The 16,535-nt window shown below is 72.2% G+C and carries 20 protein-coding genes and 1 pseudogene; 10 read left to right on the forward strand and 11 right to left on the reverse strand.

Annotated elements, in window-relative coordinates:
• The first annotated feature begins 106 nt into the window (after positions 1 to 106).
• On the forward strand, positions 107 to 874 hold the full coding sequence (locus tag AB0J39_RS18915) for an antibiotic biosynthesis monooxygenase (protein ID WP_363466190.1): 768 nt from the start codon (positions 107 to 109) through the stop codon (positions 872 to 874).
• Here AB0J39_RS18915 and AB0J39_RS18920 read toward each other — a convergent pair.
• Positions 856 to 1,263 carry an ATP-binding protein gene (locus tag AB0J39_RS18920; protein ID WP_363466193.1) on the reverse strand — a complete coding sequence of 136 codons (408 nt, stop codon included), beginning with the start codon at positions 1,261 to 1,263 and terminating at the stop codon, positions 856 to 858. The genes AB0J39_RS18915 and AB0J39_RS18920 overlap by 19 nt on opposite strands.
• A gap of 64 nt (positions 1,264 to 1,327) precedes the next feature.
• Here AB0J39_RS18920 and AB0J39_RS18925 point away from each other — a divergent pair, with 64 nt between their 5' ends.
• The 4 genes from AB0J39_RS18925 (at position 1,328) to AB0J39_RS18940 (ending at position 5,123) form a co-directional block, all read left to right on the forward strand.
• Positions 1,328 to 2,254 (forward strand): aminoglycoside phosphotransferase family protein, encoded by a 927-nt coding sequence (locus AB0J39_RS18925; RefSeq protein WP_363466195.1) that lies wholly within the window; start codon positions 1,328 to 1,330, stop codon positions 2,252 to 2,254.
• Between the two features lie 228 nt (positions 2,255 to 2,482).
• Positions 2,483 to 3,433: a DUF2218 domain-containing protein gene (locus AB0J39_RS18930; RefSeq protein ID WP_363466198.1), complete on the forward strand. Its 951-nt coding sequence runs from the start codon at positions 2,483 to 2,485 to the stop codon at positions 3,431 to 3,433.
• 46 nt (positions 3,434 to 3,479) lie between these two features.
• Positions 3,480 to 3,947, forward strand: a complete 468-nt coding sequence (locus AB0J39_RS18935) for a ribosomal protein L7/L12 (RefSeq protein WP_363466201.1) — start codon at positions 3,480 to 3,482, stop codon at positions 3,945 to 3,947.
• A 54-nt stretch (positions 3,948 to 4,001) separates the two neighbouring features.
• Positions 4,002 to 5,123 (forward strand): tyrosine-type recombinase/integrase, encoded by a 1,122-nt coding sequence (locus tag AB0J39_RS18940; RefSeq protein ID WP_363466203.1) that lies wholly within the window; start codon positions 4,002 to 4,004, stop codon positions 5,121 to 5,123.
• Here AB0J39_RS18940 and AB0J39_RS18945 read toward each other — a convergent pair.
• From AB0J39_RS18945 to AB0J39_RS18955, 3 genes are all read right to left on the reverse strand, one after another.
• Entirely contained in the window at positions 5,102 to 5,224 is a 123-nt protein-coding gene (locus AB0J39_RS18945) for a hypothetical protein (RefSeq protein WP_363466206.1), read from the reverse strand. The genes AB0J39_RS18940 and AB0J39_RS18945 overlap by 22 nt on opposite strands.
• On the reverse strand, positions 5,221 to 6,060 hold the full coding sequence (locus AB0J39_RS18950; protein ID WP_363466208.1) for a GyrI-like domain-containing protein: 840 nt from the start codon (positions 6,058 to 6,060) through the stop codon (positions 5,221 to 5,223). The genes AB0J39_RS18945 and AB0J39_RS18950 overlap by 4 nt, the downstream gene beginning before the upstream one ends.
• A gap of 241 nt (positions 6,061 to 6,301) precedes the next feature.
• Complete coding sequence (locus AB0J39_RS18955; RefSeq protein ID WP_363466210.1) at positions 6,302 to 7,753, reverse strand: pectinesterase family protein; 1,452 nt, start codon at positions 7,751 to 7,753, stop codon at positions 6,302 to 6,304.
• 243 nt (positions 7,754 to 7,996) lie between these two features.
• Between AB0J39_RS18955 and AB0J39_RS18960 the strand changes: the two genes are divergently transcribed.
• On the forward strand, positions 7,997 to 8,755 hold the full coding sequence (locus tag AB0J39_RS18960) for a MerR family transcriptional regulator (RefSeq protein ID WP_363466212.1): 759 nt from the start codon (positions 7,997 to 7,999) through the stop codon (positions 8,753 to 8,755).
• Between the two features lie 48 nt (positions 8,756 to 8,803).
• Here the strand turns inward: AB0J39_RS18960 and AB0J39_RS18965 are convergent, their stop codons facing one another.
• From AB0J39_RS18965 to AB0J39_RS18975, 3 genes and pseudogenes are all read right to left on the reverse strand, one after another.
• Positions 8,804 to 9,286 (reverse strand): MBL fold metallo-hydrolase, encoded by a 483-nt coding sequence (locus tag AB0J39_RS18965; RefSeq protein WP_363466214.1) that lies wholly within the window; start codon positions 9,284 to 9,286, stop codon positions 8,804 to 8,806.
• A gap of 13 nt (positions 9,287 to 9,299) precedes the next feature.
• A pseudogene (locus AB0J39_RS18970) lies at positions 9,300 to 9,485 on the reverse strand (hypothetical protein); the annotation flags it as partial.
• Between the two features lie 84 nt (positions 9,486 to 9,569).
• On the reverse strand, positions 9,570 to 9,959 hold the full coding sequence (locus AB0J39_RS18975; protein ID WP_363466216.1) for a PPOX class F420-dependent oxidoreductase: 390 nt from the start codon (positions 9,957 to 9,959) through the stop codon (positions 9,570 to 9,572).
• Positions 9,960 to 10,152: 193 nt separating this feature from the next.
• On the opposite strand from AB0J39_RS18975, the gene AB0J39_RS18980 reads away from it, so the two are divergent.
• Positions 10,153 to 11,895, forward strand: coding sequence for a TlrC/CarA/OleB/SrmB family ABC-F type ribosomal protection protein (locus AB0J39_RS18980; protein ID WP_363466218.1), 1,743 nt, complete (start codon positions 10,153 to 10,155; stop codon positions 11,893 to 11,895).
• 40 nt (positions 11,896 to 11,935) lie between these two features.
• Here the strand turns inward: AB0J39_RS18980 and AB0J39_RS18985 are convergent, their stop codons facing one another.
• Positions 11,936 to 12,382 (reverse strand): SRPBCC domain-containing protein, encoded by a 447-nt coding sequence (locus AB0J39_RS18985; RefSeq protein ID WP_363466221.1) that lies wholly within the window; start codon positions 12,380 to 12,382, stop codon positions 11,936 to 11,938.
• On the reverse strand, positions 12,379 to 12,780 hold the full coding sequence (locus AB0J39_RS18990) for a metalloregulator ArsR/SmtB family transcription factor (RefSeq protein ID WP_363466224.1): 402 nt from the start codon (positions 12,778 to 12,780) through the stop codon (positions 12,379 to 12,381). The genes AB0J39_RS18985 and AB0J39_RS18990 overlap by 4 nt, the downstream gene beginning before the upstream one ends.
• Before the next feature lie 97 nt (positions 12,781 to 12,877).
• Between AB0J39_RS18990 and AB0J39_RS18995 the strand changes: the two genes are divergently transcribed.
• Positions 12,878 to 13,642 carry an HAD family hydrolase gene (locus AB0J39_RS18995; protein WP_363466227.1) on the forward strand — a complete coding sequence of 255 codons (765 nt, stop codon included), beginning with the start codon at positions 12,878 to 12,880 and terminating at the stop codon, positions 13,640 to 13,642.
• Here AB0J39_RS18995 and AB0J39_RS19000 read toward each other — a convergent pair.
• On the reverse strand, positions 13,611 to 13,976 hold the full coding sequence (locus tag AB0J39_RS19000; RefSeq protein ID WP_363466238.1) for a helix-turn-helix domain-containing protein: 366 nt from the start codon (positions 13,974 to 13,976) through the stop codon (positions 13,611 to 13,613). The two genes, AB0J39_RS18995 and AB0J39_RS19000, sit on opposite strands and share 32 nt — an antisense overlap.
• A gap of 32 nt (positions 13,977 to 14,008) precedes the next feature.
• On the opposite strand from AB0J39_RS19000, the gene AB0J39_RS19005 reads away from it, so the two are divergent.
• Positions 14,009 to 14,278: a hypothetical protein gene (locus tag AB0J39_RS19005; protein ID WP_363466241.1), complete on the forward strand. Its 270-nt coding sequence runs from the start codon at positions 14,009 to 14,011 to the stop codon at positions 14,276 to 14,278.
• A gap of 229 nt (positions 14,279 to 14,507) precedes the next feature.
• Positions 14,508 to 15,548: an NAD(P)-dependent alcohol dehydrogenase gene (locus AB0J39_RS19010; RefSeq protein ID WP_363466230.1), complete on the forward strand. Its 1,041-nt coding sequence runs from the start codon at positions 14,508 to 14,510 to the stop codon at positions 15,546 to 15,548.
• 88 nt (positions 15,549 to 15,636) lie between these two features.
• Here the strand turns inward: AB0J39_RS19010 and AB0J39_RS19015 are convergent, their stop codons facing one another.
• The gene (locus tag AB0J39_RS19015; protein ID WP_363466232.1) at positions 15,637 to 16,395 is read right to left on the reverse strand and encodes a GNAT family N-acetyltransferase; all 759 of its coding nucleotides are present in this window, start codon (positions 16,393 to 16,395) and stop codon (positions 15,637 to 15,639) included.
• Positions 16,396 to 16,535: the final 140 nt, after the last annotated feature.

The raw sequence follows: 16,535 nt of genomic DNA on the forward strand, positions 1-16,535 counted from the left end.
GGCGGGACCGGATTCCCAGCCTCCGGGCCTACGAAAGAGATACGGTGATTACACTGTTACATGATCTCTTATCTCTGATACCCGCGGCCTTTGGGGCGATGCGCACATGATCGTGGAGTACATCCGTTACCGGATCGATCGACAGGACGCGGAGGAGTTCGAAGCCGCCTACGAACGCACCGCGGTGCCTCTGGCTGCCGCGCCCCAGTGTGTGGACTACGAACTGTCCCGCTGCGTCGAAGAGCCCGAGTGGTACGTCCTGCGCATCATGTGGACCTCCGCCGAGGACCACCTGCGGGGTTTCCGGGGCGGCGAGCACTTCGGGGCGTTCTTCTCCGAGATCAAGCCGTACGTCCGGCAGATCGAGGAGATGCGGCACTACGAACGCACGGCCGTCCGCGGCGCCGGCTCCTCGGTCCCGAGCCTGTACGACTGGGCGGGCGGCACCGAGGCGTTCGAGCGGCTCACCGAGACGTTCTACGAGCAGGTGCTCAGGGACGATCTGATCGGTCCTCTCTTCGCCCACATGGATCCGGGCCACCCCAAGTACGTCGCCATGTGGCTGGCGGAGGTCTTCGGCGGACCGTCCCGTTACACCGACGAACGGGGCGGCTACCACCACATGCTCGTCCAGCATCTCGGCAGGGCCATCACCGAGCCGCAGCGCCGCCGCTGGGTCGGTCTCCTGATGGACGCCGCCGACGTGGTCGGGCTGCCGGCCGATCCCGAGTTCCGCGCCGCCTTCGCGGGCTACATCGAGTGGGGCACCCGGCTCGCCTTCGCCAACTCCCAGCCTGGTGCCCGTCCCCCGCAGCAGGCTCCTGTCCCCCGCTGGGGCTGGGGCGTGGCCCCGCCCTACATCCCCGCACCGTGACCTGGTCGCCCGCCGCCGACGTCGGGCACCCGATCGCGGCCGGTCCGCCTGGCGTTGCGGTCCAGGGACGCGGTGAGATCGGGAGGGAACCAGTAGGCGACCACGCGGGCGCCGTGCTCCTTGGCCGTGACGACGAGCGGGCCCCACTCCTCGGGAGCGGGGTTGGTGTTGTCCACGGCCACGTCGCGCCCCTCCCCCAGCGTCTCGGCGATCACTCGGAGCTGGCGGCGCTGCCGATGGCGTGCGTTGGGCCAGTTGTCCTTGCTGACATGGGCGTGCGTCGGCGCCAGGCGCTGCCGGTAGAAGGTGGACTTGCCCGAGGCCTGCAGCCCGACGAGCACGGCGACCTCCCGGCCGGTGACGGCCGCGGATCGCACGCCGGGGGTCATATCTCATCCTCCCCCGACATTCTCCCGCCGCCGGTCCCCCGCGCCGGTTTCGTACGATCACGGCATGGCGGAGCGTGATCGGCACGACGGTGAGGGGAACGGACCGGCCGGAGGGAGCTGTCCGGAGCCGGACGAGGAGGAACTGACCGGGGGTGGTGTCAACCGCGTCGTCCGGGTGGGGGGAACGGTGCGCCGGCCTGCGCGCCGGTGGACGCCGGCGGTGCACGCGCTGCTGGACCATCTGGCGGCGGCCGGGTTCGGCGGGGCGCCGAGAGCGCACGGGCGTGACGGCGAGGGCCGGGAGGTGCTGGATTTCGTCCCGGGTGAGGTGCCGGACTATCCCCTGCCGGCGTACGTGATGACGGACGAGGCGCTGGCGGGTGTGGGGGCGTTGCTGCGGGACTACCACGACGCGACGGCGGGGTTCGGGGCCGCGGAGGCCGCCGAGTGGTACTTCCCCGCGAGGGTTCCGGCCGAGGTGATCTGCCATGGTGACGTGGCGCCGCACAACTGCGTCTTCCGGGAGGGGCGGCCGGTGGCGTTCATCGACTTCGACACGGCGCATCCGGGGCCGCGGGTGTGGGATGTGGCGTATGCCGCCTATCGGTTCGTGCCGTTGCACGATCCCGGCCGTGACGAGAGCGCTCCCGGTGTGCGGGAGCAGGCGCGGCGGTTGCGGGTGTTCGCCGACGCCTACCGGCTCGGGAGGGCGGACCGGGAGGCGCTGGTGGAGACCGCGCGGGCGCGGCTGGAGCATTTGGTCGCCCACATGCGCGCGGAGGCGGCGGCGGGTCACGAGGCGTTCGCCGCCCATGTCGCGGAGGGGCACGATCTGCTGTATCTCACCGACAGCGCGCACATGGCGCGTCATGAGTCGTCGTTCCTGGCGGCGCTCGTCCTGGGGGCGGCTTTCGCCGGGGGCGCCGGGCGGCAGGGTGGGGATGTCGGCGGGGTAGAGCGAGAGGTGGTCGCGAGGCGGACGATGCGGTGACGGACGGGGTGGCCGAGAGCCTTGAACTGGGCCGGGGTACGTAGCTCCAGTGTGCCGGGGTCGTGCGGAGGTGTGGAGGGGTGCTCCCCCGTCGTCGTCTCGTCGTTCACGGAGGGAGTGTCGAGGATCGCCGACGCTTTGACGAGCGGACTGGAGGGCCAGCAGAATCGCCGGGCCGAGGCGGAGACGTTTCCCGGCGCTTGATCTGCCGAACCTGGAGGAGAGCCGATGCCTCATTCGACGGCGTACGTCATGACCGACCGGCCCGGCCGCTACATCGGGCAGCTGGTGTCGCACCTGGGTCACGATGCGGAGGCCGTGGTCGGCGGCGACGGCCGGGCGGTGATCGACCTGCGGTCCGGGCGGTGCGTGCTGCGGCCGTGCTCGGGCGGGTTCGAGATGATCGCGACGGCCGCCGGCGAGGAGGCGCTGGCCGAGGTCCGGGACGTCGTCACCGGTCACCTGCGGCGGTTCGCGACCGGTGAGGACCTCGTGGTCGACTGGTCGCCGCCGCTCGCCGGTGACGCGGTGTGGGCCCTGTCCCCTGTCGTGGACGACTACCTGCTGACGCATTGCTCCCCCGCGGACGAGGTGCTGCGGGATCTGGTCGTGAGGACGCGGGAGGAGACGGGCGGCGCGGCCGGCATGCAGATCTCGCACGACGAGGGAGCCCTGCTGACGATGCTGGCGCGGATGTCGGGCGCCCGCCTGGCGGTGGAGGTGGGGGTGTTCACCGGCTACTCCTCGATCTGCATCGCCAGGGGGCTGCCTCCGGGCGGGCGGCTGCTGGCGTGCGACGTGAGCACGGAGTGGACGTCGATCGCCAGGAACTACTGGGAGCGGGCGGGCGTGGCCGACCGCATCGACCTGCGGATCGCGCCCGCGCTGGAGACGCTGCGCGCGCTGCCGGCCGAGCCGGTCGTCGGTTTCGCCTTCATCGACGCCGACAAGGTGAACTATCCGGACTACTACGAGGAGGTGGTCACGCGGCTGAGCCCGGGCGGCCTCGTCGTGATCGACAACGTGTTCCAGGGCGGGCGGGTGTTCGACCCGGCCTTCCAGGAGGACGCGCAGGTGGCCGTGCGCCGCCTGAACGAGACGATCGCGCGTGACGAGCGGGTCGAGTCGGTGATGCTGCCGGTGCGTGACGGTGTCACCATCGCCCGGCGGGTGGGCTGATGCCGAAGGGCTGACTGTCCCGTTGGGCAAGGCTTACGATCACCCCATGCCCAACATCGGTCCGTTCGAGTGGATGATCCTCGTCGTCATCGTGATCGCGCTGCTCGGTGTGGCACTCGCGGCCATGCGGGCCGGTGCCCGTCCCGGCGGGCCGCTGGCCTGGCGTAGCCCCGGGCTGCTGCCGCCGGTTTCGGCGGACCTGCAGCACCGGGTGCGGGAGCTGTACGCCGAGGGCAAGAAGATCGAGGCGATCAAGCTGATCCGCGAGCAGACCGGGCTGGGGCTGAAGGAGGCCAAGGACCTGGCCGAGGCCCTGGCCTCCGGGCGGCCGCTGCCGGTGGCGCCGGGGCACGCGCGGCCGGATCTGGCGTCGCGGGTGCGGGAGCTGAAGGCGGCAGGGCACGGCGAGCAGGCGGTGTTCCTGGTGCGCGGCGAGACGGGGATGGGTCAGGCTGAGGCCGAGCGGTTCGTCGAGGCGGTCGACGTCGCCGACGCGGGGGGCGGCGGGGCGTAGCAGACCGCTGCTCCCCCGCGTTTGCTGTCGGTGCGTGCCGGTACGGTGTCGATCATGCTGCCCGCAGAGGTGAACAGGCTGACCGTGCAGGAGGCCGCCGACCGCTACGTGGAGCTGGTCCGGGCCAAGACGGTGACGGGTGGGCTGTCGCCCGCCACGGCGGAGGTGTACGCGCGGGACGTGGCCACGTTCGTGCGGCTTGCCGGGCCGGACCGGGTGCTGGACGACCTGACCGGCGAGGACGTGGACGCGGTGCTGCTGGCCTTCGCGCGCAAGCCGGACGAGCGCAGGAAGGGCGGCGTCCAGGGAAAGGACGCGGGGAAAGGCACCGGTCAGAGCACAGGGAAAAGCCCCGTGAAAAGCCCCGTGAAAAGCACAGGGCAGAGCGCCGCGTCGCAGGCGAGGTTCCGGCGGTCGGTGTCGGCGTTGTTCCGGCACGCGGCGTCGGCGGGGTGGGTGCATCTGGATCCGATGGCGGCCTCGTCGGTGCGGGCGCGGGAGCGGGGCGGGCTGCGGCCGGAGCGGCGGGCGCTGACGCGGGAGCAGGCCGAGGGCCTGATCGAGGCGGCCGGCTCCCCCGCCGCGCCGCCGGTGGAGGCGGCGGCAGGGCGCCGGCGGCGGGCCGACCAGCGGACGGAGGTGCGGGACGCGCTGGTGGTGCTGCTGCTGACCACGCTGGGGCCGCGGGTGTCGGAGCTGGTGCGGGCCAACGTGGAGGACTTCTACACCAACGACGGGGTGCGTTACTGGCGGATCTTCGGCAAGGGCGGGCGGACCCGCGACGTTCCGCTGCCCGATGCGGTGGCGGCGGCGCTCGACGCGTACCTGTCGGTGCGGGCGGGCGGCGACGGCGAGAAGGCGCTGCTGCTGTCGTGGCGGGGCAGGCGGCTGGCGCGGGGTGATGTGCAGGCGGTCATCGACCGGGTGCAGCGGCAGGTGGATCCCGGGCGGCGGCGGGCGGTGACGCCGCACGGGCTGCGGCACACGACGGCGACGCATCTGCTGGCGGACGGCACGGACATGGACGCGGTGCGGCGGGTGCTGGGGCACAGCGATCTGTCGACGCTCGGCCGTTACCGGGACGACCTGCCCGGGGAGCTCGAGGTGGCGATGGGATCGCATCCGCTGCTGCGCCGCAGGCGCGGCCCGGCCGGTCAGGCCGGGCCGGACGCGTAGCGGGTGCCCAGGCGGCGCGTACGGGCGGGCGCGGGGACGGTGGTGAGGTGGATCTCGTGGTGCGGGCCGGCGTGGGCGAGTGCGGCGGTGTGCCGGTTCACGGTTCGTCCTCCAGCCGGATCATCAGGTGGGTGACCAGTCGCTCGGGCGGAGTGGTCGCGGGGTCGGAGACGTAGACCTCGCGAAGGGGGCCGGTGGGGGTGTGCCCGCGTTCGGCGCACCAGGCGAGCAGGGCGTGGGCGGTCAGCGGGACATGGTCGTAGGGGCCGACGTGGGTGGAGGTGGCGAACGCGCCTCCGGGCAGGATGTCGGGCCGGGCGCCGGGCACGTCCGGCAGGTCCGGCCCGGTGAGGGCGACGGCGACCGGGACGGCCTCGCCGTAGTCGAGGGGGAACAGCCCGACGAGCGCGGGCACGGCGGTCATAGGAGCGGCCATGAGGCGGGCGACGCAGGCGGAGGTGGCGCGGCCGATGTCCTCGGGGGTGGCGGCCAGGTCGTGGACGACGATCGCGGGCCGTGGGGGTTCGGTCACGACGGTGGCCTCGGCGGTGGGCAGGCCGGTGGCGAGGACGCGTTCGAGGGTTTTGAGGGCGCGTCTGCGGCGGGCGAGTTCGGCCTCCAGGTCCTCTTTGACCTTGGCGAGCGCGGCGGCCACGGCGGCCTCTCCCCCGGCGCCCCCGGCGCGTGTGCCGTCTTCCTGGCCGGCGTCCGTGCTTGCGGCCAGGACGGCTGCGACGACGGGCAGGGGGACGTCGAGGGAGCGCAGTAGTCCGATGGCGAGCGCGTCGCGGGCCTGGGCGGTGCGGTAGTAGCGGTAGCCGCTGGCGGGGTCGACCCAGGCGGGTTCGAGCAGGCCGAGTGTCGCGTAGTGGCGCAGTTGCTTGACGCTGAGCCGGGTGAGGCGGGCGAACTGCCCGATCGACAGGAGGTCGTTCACGTGCTCAAGGATGGCCCCTCCCCCTGGGGGAGACTCCAGCGCTCCCCCTGGCCCGGTGAGTGGCCGGGCCGCCGCTCTCCTGCTGTCCGCTGGAGTCGACCACGATGCTGCCGCTCCGCTTCAGCTGCGCCGCGTCGTCCTTGTAGCAGGGGTCCTTGACGTGGTCGAATAGCTGTTGTCCAGCACCATCGTGGTCGCGCCCCGGGCGTAGTTGCCGTATGTCTGTTCCTCGGGGTTGGGGTCAGCCGGCCGGGTTCCAGCCGTCGGATCCGGCCAGGTACTTCTGGGGGGTGTAGTTGGCGGCCTGGGAGTCGCTCAGCTGCGGCCGGTTGGCGTTCACCCCGGCACCGGCGCCGGTGTTCCTGTATTCGAGGAAGCGGGCGTTCTTCCAGGAGTTGCCGGACATGTCGGTCCAGGGCTGCGAGGTCTTCATGGTGGAGCTGAGGGTGGACTCCCGGTAGAGCACCTGGGCGTTGGGGCCCCAGGGCCGGCCCAGCTGGGTGGTGTTGTTCGTCGCCCCGGTGATGCGCGATTTGTAGATGAGGAAGCCGTAGGTCTTGGCGGCGTCGGTCCGCGCGGCGGTGATGGGCCCGCCGGTGCTGCGCTTCTCGTAGATGTCGCAGTCGTTGATCACGATGGTGCCGTCGCCGAAGATGAAGTCGACGGTGCCCTCGACGTAGGAGCGGGTCATGTAGGCGCGGGCGGACGCGTTGACCAGGAAGGTGTCCTGGTCGCCGAGCAGCCGTACGTTGGACAGGACCGCCCGGTCGGCGTTGAGGTTGAGCGCGACGGCCTGCTGGCCGGTGCTGCTGGTGTTCTCGTCGAAGTCGTTGGAGACCGTCAGATTGGTGAGGGCGGCGTCGTGGCCGTTGACGAACGCGGTGGCGCTGTTGAAGGTGCCGTAGGTGCCGGCGGAGTGGTTGTTGACGATCACGACGTCCCTGGCCGACCCGCCGAGGCCCTGGAGGGTGACGTACGGCTTGTTGGCCGGGATCGTGATGATCTCCCGGTAGGTGCCGGGCTTGATGGTGATGACCACGCGGCTGCCGTTGTTCGCGGGCACCGCGTCGATCGCGGCCTGGACGGTGCGGTACTTGCCCGTGCCGTCGGCGGCCACGGTGGCCGTGCCCTGCGTGCCGGCCGGGGTGAACAGCCATTGTTTGTTGGTGTTGGCGGTGCAGGTTTCCTGGATGACGGCGGCCCCGGAGGAGGTGGAGGCGCCCTTGTCGCTCAGGCACAGCCCGCTGGCGACGCTGACGATCTGGTAGGTGCCGCTTCCCGAGGCCGTCAGCCGCCACTGCTGGTTGGTCTGGCCGTTGCCGCAGCCCCACTGCTGGATTTGCACGCCGGAGGTGGTCGAGCCGCCCGGGACGTCGAGGCACAGGCCGCTGTTAGCGTTCACAATCGTGAAAACGCCGGACCCGGCGGATTTGAGGGTGAACTGCTGCCAGGCGGCGGCGGAGCAGCCCCACTGCTGCAGCAGCGCGCCGTTGCTCGTGGAGCCGGCCACCACGTCGAGGCACATGCCGCTCTTGGTGACGCTGATCTGGTACGTCCCGCCGGCCGCGGGGACCGCCGCCTGCGCGGGCGCGGCGTGCAGCGTGACGGCGGCCAGCGGCGCGGCCGCCACGGCGGCGGCCCGGAGTGCCGCACGGCGGATCGGGGGGCTTGCGATGGGGAGTGTGAGGTGCATCTGCGCTCCTTCGGGACGCGCGTGCGGGACGGGAAGGGCTCGCGCGCCGTACGGCCACCGCCCGGCACGAGAGCCCCCGCACCGTAGAATCAAATTCGGAAATATGTCAATCGCCCCAACTAAGTCGCCTTGTTGCCGCTGTTCAACCAAGGTGCGGCGGGCCGAAAGTTTCATCACGCGTGATCGACTTGACCCTCACGCCGCGTGAGGCCGCAGGCTGGGGTCCGGAAGGAAGGAGGACCCGTGGGCTACTCGGTCGGTCAGGTCGCCCGCTTCGCCAGGGTGACCGTGCGGACGCTGCACCACTACGACGAGATCGGGCTGCTGACGCCCAGCGAGCGGTCGGTGGCCGGATACCGGCGCTACACCGAGCCGGATCTCGACCGGCTGCAGCAGGTGCTGTTCTACCGGGAGCTCGGGTTCTCCCTGGAGGAGATCGCCGTCGTCCTCGACGATCCGGGCGCGGATCCGCTGACCCACCTGCGTCGCCAGCACGAGCTGCTGCGGCGCAGGATCGGACGGCTTGAGGAGATGGCGGCGGCGGTCCAGCGCGCGATGGAGGCGAGAAAGATGGGCATTTCCCTGACGCCGGAGGAGCGGTTCGAGGTGTTCGGCGATTTCGACCCCGACCGGTACGCCGAGGAGGCGGAGGAACGATGGGGTGGCACCGATGCCTTCGAGCAGAGCCGCCGCCGCACGGCCCGCTACACCAAGGACGATTGGCAGGCCATCACGGCCGAGGCCGGCGAGGTGCTGGAGGCGTTCGCCGCGGCCTTCGCCGAGGGGGCCCCGGCGGACGGCGACCGGGCGATGGACGTGGCCGAGCGGCACCGGGCGCACATCACCCGCTGGTTCTACGACTGCACGTACGAGATCCACAAGGGTCTCGGGGAGATGTACGTGGCCGACCCGCGCTTCGCGGCCAACTACGAGCGGGTGGCCGAAGGACTGAGCGGCTACGTGCGCGACGCCGTCCACGCGAACGCGGCGCGGCACGCCTGACCCGCGGAAGTCCGCCGGCGCACGCCGGTCGTTGACGCGCGGCGGTCGCTAGCGGGGCGTCCCGTCGCGTTCGCTTCTTCGGGCGAGGCGCTGGAGTTGCCCTTCGTGCACGTCGCTCACCCACTCCCAGCCGGGCTTGGCCGATGGGCCGACCCGTGGGTCGGCGGGGACCTGGCCGTCCCGCAACGCGAGCACGTACGCCCGGTCCTGGTCGACGCGTGCCTGCGCCTGGTCGGGTCCGCCGACGGCCCCGTGGCCCGGGACGACGACGTCGACGCCGCCCGCCACGCCCTCCAGCAGCCGCAGCGCGGCGAGGTAGTCCTCGATCGGGTCGGCGGTGCCGTCCCAGCCGAGCATCGGAACCAGGACATCGGAAAGCATGTCGCCGGCGACGAGGACCCCGCGTTCCTCGATCAACAGCGCCGCATGGCCCGGTGCGTGCGCGTGATGCTCGATGATCCGGACCGTGGGGCCGCCGGGCGTGCCAGAGCAGGTGATCCCAGTGCGGATGCGTCGAGAAGCCCGCCACAACGGGCCGGCCCAACTCGCGAAGGTCGTCCGCGAGGCAGCCGATCTCGGAGCCGGTCAGCCCGGGGTCGATGAGCAGCACACCGGACCGGCCCTGCACGAAGTCGCTCTCGTGGATCAGCCCGCCCTCCCTGTAGTGATTGTATTTTGCAATCACTACAGGGAGGGCGATATGCGCGTCAAGGAGGGATCGTGGAGCCATGGTCCGGGTGTTCGGCCAACGCCGCCGTCGAGGCGCGCGCAGGTCGCCGGCCGTTGCCCGTGCCGATCCTCCCCGCGCCCTGCTTCACACCGTACGGCTGGCTCGCGGCCCGCCCAGCCCCCACGTGACGATCTTGGCCGGGGTGATCCTGATGATCTCGCGGGACAGGAAGGGCAGAGGCGGCTCGTGGTCGGTCAGCGCCACGGCCGTGCCCCGGATCTCGATGCCCCTGGGTGTCCACGGATCGATCGTCGCCACATCGTCCACGACGAACGCGACCGTGCTGCCCCGCTGGACGTTCCGGAACTTCTTCGTCGTGCCCAGCGCTCCCCCGCCGATGACGATCGTGCCGGTGTCGGCGTCGAGGAAGAAATTGGTCGGGTTGTTCTGCACCTGCCCGTCGGGTGAGACGGTGGCCAGCCGCCCGATGCGCTGCGTGGCCAGGTAGTCGAGTTCGGCTTGGGTGAAGATCATGGGTGTCAGTCCTTCTATCACTGATGTGCCGGCGAGTACGGCAAGATCACCTTTTTACCGCAACCCCTCGAACGGGCCCGTCTTGGACTGGCCGGGAGCGTGACATTAACAAGACGAGACGGTTCGTATTGACAGCAGGATGCCGAGGGGGACATACTCGCTCGTGTCGAGACGGACCGTCTCGTCTCATGATGTGAGGAGGTGGAGTGCTCTGCGCACCCCTGCCCAGCTGACACTCAACGAGGTCACCAAGCGCTACGGCACCCGCGTCGTCCTGGACCGGGTGTCGCTCACCGTCAGGCCCGGTGAGCGGCTCGGAATCATCGGCGACAACGGGTCGGGCAAGTCCACTCTGCTCAAGCTCATGGCGGACGTCGTGCGTCCGGACAACGGCGAGCTCGTGGTCGTCGCTCCCGGCGGCGTCGGACACCTGCCACAGGCGCTCGCGCTGCCGTCGCATGCCACCGTCGCCGACGCCATCGACCTGGCGCTGGCCGACCTGCGCGAGCTCGAAGGCCGGATGCGAGCGGCTGAATGCTCGCTCGGGGCGGCGGGCGCGCAGGAGCGCGCGGGCCTGGATGCCTACGCGGAGCTGGTCGCGGAGTTCGAGGCGCGCGGCGGTTACGAAGCCGACGTCCGCGTGGAGGTGGCACTGCACGGGCTCGGGCTGCCCGGGCTCGACCGGAGCCGCTCCCTGGGCACGCTCTCCGGAGGCGAACGCTCCAGGCTGGCCCTGGCCGCCACGCTGGCGTCCGCTCCGGAGCTGCTCCTGCTCGACGAGCCGACCAACGACCTGGACGACCATGCCGTGGCCTGGCTCGAACGGCGCCTGAACGCCCACCGGGGCACGGTCGTGGTGATCACGCACGACCGGGTGTTCCTGGAGCGGGTGACCACCGCCATCCTGGAGGTGGCCGATGGTCGGGCGCGCCGCTACGGCGACGGGTACGCCGGATACCTCGCGGCCAAGGCCGCCGAACGCGCCGCGCAGGCACGGGCCCACGAGGAGTGGAAGACGGAGCTGGACCGGCATGCCACGCTGGTCGCGGCCAACGCGGGACGCCTGGCCGTGATCCCGCGGAAGACGGCCAAGGCGGGCATGGGCACCGGCGCCTGGCGGGCGCGCTCGCGCACCCATGGCGCCGCCGGTCGCATCCGGCAGTCCCGGCAGCGGCTACGGTGGCTCACCGACCACCCGGCGGCACCGCCGCCCGAGCCGCTGCGCTTCACCGCCGTCCCCGCCGCGGCGGGCGCCGCCGCCGGGGACGAGGTGGCCGCACTCGACGGCGTGGCGGTGGCGGGAAGGCTCCGTCTGGAGTCCCTCACCCTCCACGCCGGTGAGCGGCTGCTCGTCACCGGCCCGAACGGGGCGGGCAAGACCACCTTGATGCGGGTGCTCGCGGGAGAACTGCGGCCGGACGCGGGCGAGGTGCGACGAGCCGGCCGGATCGGGTTCTTGCGGCAGGACGGGCCGACCGGCGCGGCGTACCGGACCGTGCTGCAGGCCTACGCGCACGGGCGTCCGGGGAGCCTGGACGAGCACGCGGACGCGTTGCTCGCCCTGAACCTGTTCCGGCCGTCCGACCTGGGGCTGCGCCTCGGGGAGCTGTCCCACGGGCAGCGGCGCCGGGTCGAGCTGGCCCGGCTGGTGAGCGAGCCGATGGACCTGCTCCTGCTCGACGAGCCGACCAACCACCTGTCACCGATGCTCACCGAGCAACTGGAGGAGGCGCTGGCCCTCTACCGGGGCGCGCTGGTCGTGGTCACGCACGACCGGCGCCTGCGGGCCATGTTCACCGGCGCCCGCCTCGAACTGGCGGAAGGCGCTGTCCGGTCACCCGGCCCAAGGATGTCGGCGCCCACCGGCCCCGGCTGCCCGGGGGCTCACCCGCCGGTGCGACGGCCGGCGGCGACTCCGCCCGCGCAGTCGGCTTGACGCCACTGGTTCTAGGTCGCCGGCCAAGCCCCGGCGGGCGTCACAGCACGGCGGCGAGCGAGCCGGTCATCAGGCGGCGCCATCCGCCGTCCATGATGCCGCGGGCCCTGCGCTGCAACTCGTTGCCGGGGTCGAAGCCCTCGTGGGTGAGGAACAGGCGGGTGCCCCGGCCTTCGGGTTCGAGCGTCCAGGTGATGGTCCAGTCGGCGCCGGCCGGGCTGTCGGGGTCGGCGTCGCGCCAGCCCAGCCGGAGCATGCGCCCGGGCTCGAAGGCCAGCACCTCGGCCCGCACGGTGCCGCTGAACCCGGTGCCGGGCATGGCGGTCCCGCGCATCGTGTAGCGGTGGCCCACGCTCAGGCGGAAGTCCCCCGGCATGAACCACCGGGCGAGCAGGTCGGGGTCGGTCAGGGCCTGCCACACGCGGGTGGGCGGGTGCGGCAGGTACTCGTCGAGACGCAGCACGGTGGGATCGTCGGCGTCGGTCATGGTCTCTCCTCAGGATGGGCGCGGTTGGTGGTGTCACCGGTGTCGCCGGTGGTGGTGTCGTCGAGCAGGTGGCGCAGGGCGGACAGCCTGCCGCGCCAGAACCGCTCGTAGGGGTCCAGCCAGTCGCGGACCTGGACGAGCGGGACGGGCTCCAGGCGGTAGAGCCGGCGCCGGCCGTCCCTGCGCTCGCTGACCAGGCCCGCCTCGCGCAGCACCCGCAGGTGCTCGGAGAAGCTGGGCCGGGCCATGGCGAAGCGGGAGGCGAGGTCCTGCACGGACTGGGGGCCGTGCTCGCGCAGCAGGCGCAGGACCTCGCGCCGCACGGGGCTGGCGAGCGCGGCGAAGATGGCGTCTTCCGTCGGTGCGGGCCGCCGTACGGCGGGGGGGATGACATCCACGAACCCATAATAGGTAGGAAATCTCCTACCTGTCATCGCCGGCGCCTTCACAGCCAGGAAACGCGACGGAAACACGGCCCAGTCAAGATAGGGACTCGTGATCAGGGCCATTCTGTTCGACCTCGACGAGACCCTTTTCGACCATCGCCGGGCGGTCGCATACGCCGCGACCCGCTGGACCGAGTCGGTCTGCCCCGGTCACGAGCTGCTGCCGGAGACGCCGGCGCTCTGGCTCGACCTGGAGGACAAGCACCTGCCGGCGTGGCACGCCGGGGAGTGCTCGTTCGCCGAGCAGCGGCGCAGGAGGCTACGGGAGTTCTGCCGCCGGCTCGGGCTGCCCCAGCCGGCCGACCCGGACGCGGCGTTCGCCGGTTTCCTGACCCACTACGAGTCGGCGTGGGCCGCCTTCCCCGACGTACCCGAGACGCTGGAGGCGCTGGCGGCCCTCGGCGACGCCCCGGCGCTGGGCGTGCTCACCAACGGCCTGCCGGGGCAGCAGGAGGCGAAGCTGCGCCGCATCGGCCTGATGGACCGCATGGACGTGGTCCTGACTCCCGACGCGCTCGGCGTGTTCAAGCCGGCCGTGCAGTGCTACCACCGGGCGGCGGCGAAGCTGGGCCTGACCCCCGAGGAGGTGCTCATGGTGGGCGACAACCTCCTTCTCGACGCGGTCGCCCCCGCCCGGGCCGGGATGCACGGCGTGTGGCTCGACCGGTACCGCGCCGAGTCCGGTCCCTCCTCCCCCGCCGTCACCAGGATCACCACGCTGCGTGCTCTGCCCGGCGTGCTGGCCGCGCTGAATCGGCCGTACGGAAGTATCGGAGCGGAGATCAGCGGTCGCGAGGCGATTCTGGCCCGCTGACGGCCGGATCCCGCCGGCCGGCCGGTGAGAGGGACCGATGGCTGGTGGGATGAGGTTGCCGAGATCCGAGCACTGATGGTCTGGCACTGATGGTCCTGGCGGGGCCGGGCTCGGTCGGGTGCCGTTCGGGGAAGGCCCGTCGGTACTCGCCCGGCGACACCCCCACCTGCTTGAGGAAGTGGTAGCGGAGGTTGTTAGCCGTCCCCAGCCCGCTCAGCTCCCCGATCCTGGCGATCGGCAGGCCGGTCGACTCCAGCAGGCTCTGCGCCAGGGACAGGCGCTGGTTGAGCAGCCACTGCAGCGGCTCTGGGCGACCCCGTACACCTGGGCGCAGACCCGGGGCCGGCCTGCCTCTACGACGCCGCGCTGCCCGAACTGCTGAAGCACATCATGGAGCAGGCTAGGGACGCGGGCCACGGCTCGGACAGCTACGCGAGCGTGATCGAGGTCCTGAAGCGGCCGATGAGCGCCACGCCGGCGCCGGCCGCCCCCCGCTTCGCATCCGGGCCGGCGTCTCCCGCCGCCCTGCTGTGGTGCACGGGCCGCCTCACGCTCCCGAGGCTGCCCCGCCGTACGGCATGGCGCCGGCACGGCGCCGCCGGACGGGACTCCGCGGCGGCCTCGCCGGGCACCTAGGCTTCTGGGTCCCACAAGGCCCGGCCTGCCGGGGGCCGATCCCGGCAGGCCGGGAGGTCGGGAACTCACGGGCTTGGCTAAGGTGGTCCTCGCTCCCCAGGCTGGCGGCCCCGCACCCGACAGGGGTGCCCTGCCAGTACGCCCTTCAGCGGTGCCTTCCTTCGCGCGCTGACCGGCGTCCTCAATAGGAGTGGCCACATCACCGGGCCCCGATCAAGGAGCGATCCTCATGCGTGTACATGCCTATGCCGCACCGGCCGCCGCCGAGCCGCTCACCCCCACGATCATCGAACGGCGTGACGTCGGCCCCGACGACGTGCTCATCGAGGTCAAATACGCCGGCATCTGCCATTCCGACATCCACACCGTCAACGGCGACTGGGGCCCCCAGTCCTACCCCCTGGTTCCCGGCCACGAGATCGTCGGCATCGTCGCCGAGGTCGGCGCCGACGTCACCCGGCACCGCGTCGGTGACCGAGTCGGAGTCGGCTGCATGGTCAACTCCTGCGGCCAGTGCGCCAACTGCCGCCGCGGCGACGAGCAGTACTGCCTGGACGGGTCGGTGCCCACCTACGGAGGCGTGGACCGGGACGGCACCATCACCCAGGGCGGCTACAGCACCCACGTCGTCGTCGACGCCGGCTTCGTCCTGTCGATGCCCGAGGGACTCGACCTGGCCGCCGCGGCGCCGCTGCTGTGCGCCGGCATCACCACCTACTCGCCGCTGCGCCGCTGGGGGGCCGGCCCGGGCAAGAAGGTCGCAGTCGTCGGCCTCGGCGGGCTGGGTCACATGGCCGTCAAACTCGGCCACGCCATGGGCGCCGAGGTCACCGTGCTGTCGCAGTCGCTGAAGAAGCAGGAGGACGGCCTGCGGCTCGGGGCCGCCCACTACCACGCCACCAGCGACCCCGACACGTTCCAGCGGCTCGCCGGCAACTTCGATCTGATCGTCAACACGGTCAGCGCCCCCGTCGACGTCGACGCCTACCTCGGCCTGCTCGCCGTCGACGGCACCCTGGTCAACGTCGGCGCTCCCCCCGAGCCGCTGAGCCTGAACGTGTTCTCCCTCATCAGCGCCCGGCGCTCCTACGCCGGGTCGATGATCGGCGGCATCGCCCAGACGCAGGAGATGCTCGACTTCTGCGCCGAACACGGCATCGGCGCCGACATCGAGCTGATAGCGGCGGAGCAGATCAACGACGCCTACCAGCGCGTCCTGGCCTCCGACGTCCGCTACCGGTTCGTCATCGACACCGCCACCCTCGGCTGACGCGCGACGCGACCCCGGCCCGCAGGGTCCTTCCCGCTGCGACCCGCGGGCGGCGGTCACGTCGCCGCCGGCATCGCCGCCGAGGCGGTCAGGCGCGGAGCCCGGCGGCGGCGACGCGGCGGCGGGCGAAACCGAGCCGTTCGTAGACGGCGAAGGCCGCCTGGTTCCAGTCGTCCACCATCAGCGCCACACGGCCGTGCTCGGCGATCAGCGCGGACGCCACGAACCGGCACACCCGCTCACCCAGCCCGCGTCCCCGCGCCGGCACGGCGGTCGCGACGCCGGCGAGCAGGCCCACCGTCGGGGCGGACCACGCGTCGGCCGCGACCGCCAGCAGGGCCCCCGGACCGTCCCGTACGCCGGCCCACCGGCGTACCCGCGGCAGCCCCGGCACGGCGTAGGAGCCGGGGCTCGCGGTGGCGAGCAGGCCGGCCACCTCCGGCGCCGCCGAGTCCGCCAGCCAGGCGGCCGGCCGCTCCCGGCCCGCGCTCCCCGCGCTCTCCTCCCGGGGCGGGACGAGCTTCTCGGTGCCCATCCAGGAGAAGTGCGCCTCGAGCCGCAGCTCCGGCACGGCCTCGACGACCCCTTCGATGAGCGTGGCGTCGCCCAGGGGCCGGTACGACAGCCCGGCCTCGGCCAGGGCGTGCCGCACGAGCGGGACGACCCGGCCGGGTGTGCCCCGCACCACCAGGCGGTCGCGCCGGGAGGCCTGCGGGCTCGCCACCGCAACCGCGTCGCCGTACGCCCAGGCGCGCACGCCGGGCCGCATGCCCTGCGCCGCCCAGACGACGAGGTCGTCGTCCCCCGAGGCGGCGACGACCTCGGCCTCGCTCACCAGCTCACGCACGGGTGTCCCCTACAGGATCGCACCCGGGACGTAGGCGGCGTCGCCGGGATGGCGCGCGGTGATCTCGCCGATCCGCGCGGCCACGGCGGCCACCTGACCGGCGGCCGCGCCGGCGAAGGAGGCACGGTCGGCCAGCAGCG

The sequence above is a fragment of the Microbispora sp. NPDC049633 genome (genome assembly GCF_040675265.1).
Lineage (GTDB): Bacteria > Actinomycetota > Actinomycetes > Streptosporangiales > Streptosporangiaceae > Microbispora > Microbispora maris.

Coding starts and splice junctions, on each gene's coding strand:
- AB0J39_RS18975 (WP_363466216.1), bottom strand. CDS start 9,959: ATGATCTTCACCCAAGCCGAACTCGACTACCTGGCCACGCAGCGCATC.
- AB0J39_RS19010 (WP_363466230.1), top strand. CDS start 14,508: ATGCGTGTACATGCCTATGCCGCACCGGCCGCCGCCGAGCCGCTCACC.
- AB0J39_RS18930 (WP_363466198.1), top strand. CDS start 2,483: ATGCCTCATTCGACGGCGTACGTCATGACCGACCGGCCCGGCCGCTAC.
- AB0J39_RS18940 (WP_363466203.1), top strand. CDS start 4,002: ATGCTGCCCGCAGAGGTGAACAGGCTGACCGTGCAGGAGGCCGCCGAC.
- AB0J39_RS18985 (WP_363466221.1), bottom strand. CDS start 12,382: ATGACCGACGCCGACGATCCCACCGTGCTGCGTCTCGACGAGTACCTG.
- AB0J39_RS18920 (WP_363466193.1), bottom strand. CDS start 1,263: ATGACCCCCGGCGTGCGATCCGCGGCCGTCACCGGCCGGGAGGTCGCC.
- AB0J39_RS18955 (WP_363466210.1), bottom strand. CDS start 7,753: ATGCACCTCACACTCCCCATCGCAAGCCCCCCGATCCGCCGTGCGGCA.
- AB0J39_RS18935 (WP_363466201.1), top strand. CDS start 3,480: ATGCCCAACATCGGTCCGTTCGAGTGGATGATCCTCGTCGTCATCGTG.
- AB0J39_RS18925 (WP_363466195.1), top strand. CDS start 1,328: ATGGCGGAGCGTGATCGGCACGACGGTGAGGGGAACGGACCGGCCGGA.
- AB0J39_RS18915 (WP_363466190.1), top strand. CDS start 107: ATGATCGTGGAGTACATCCGTTACCGGATCGATCGACAGGACGCGGAG.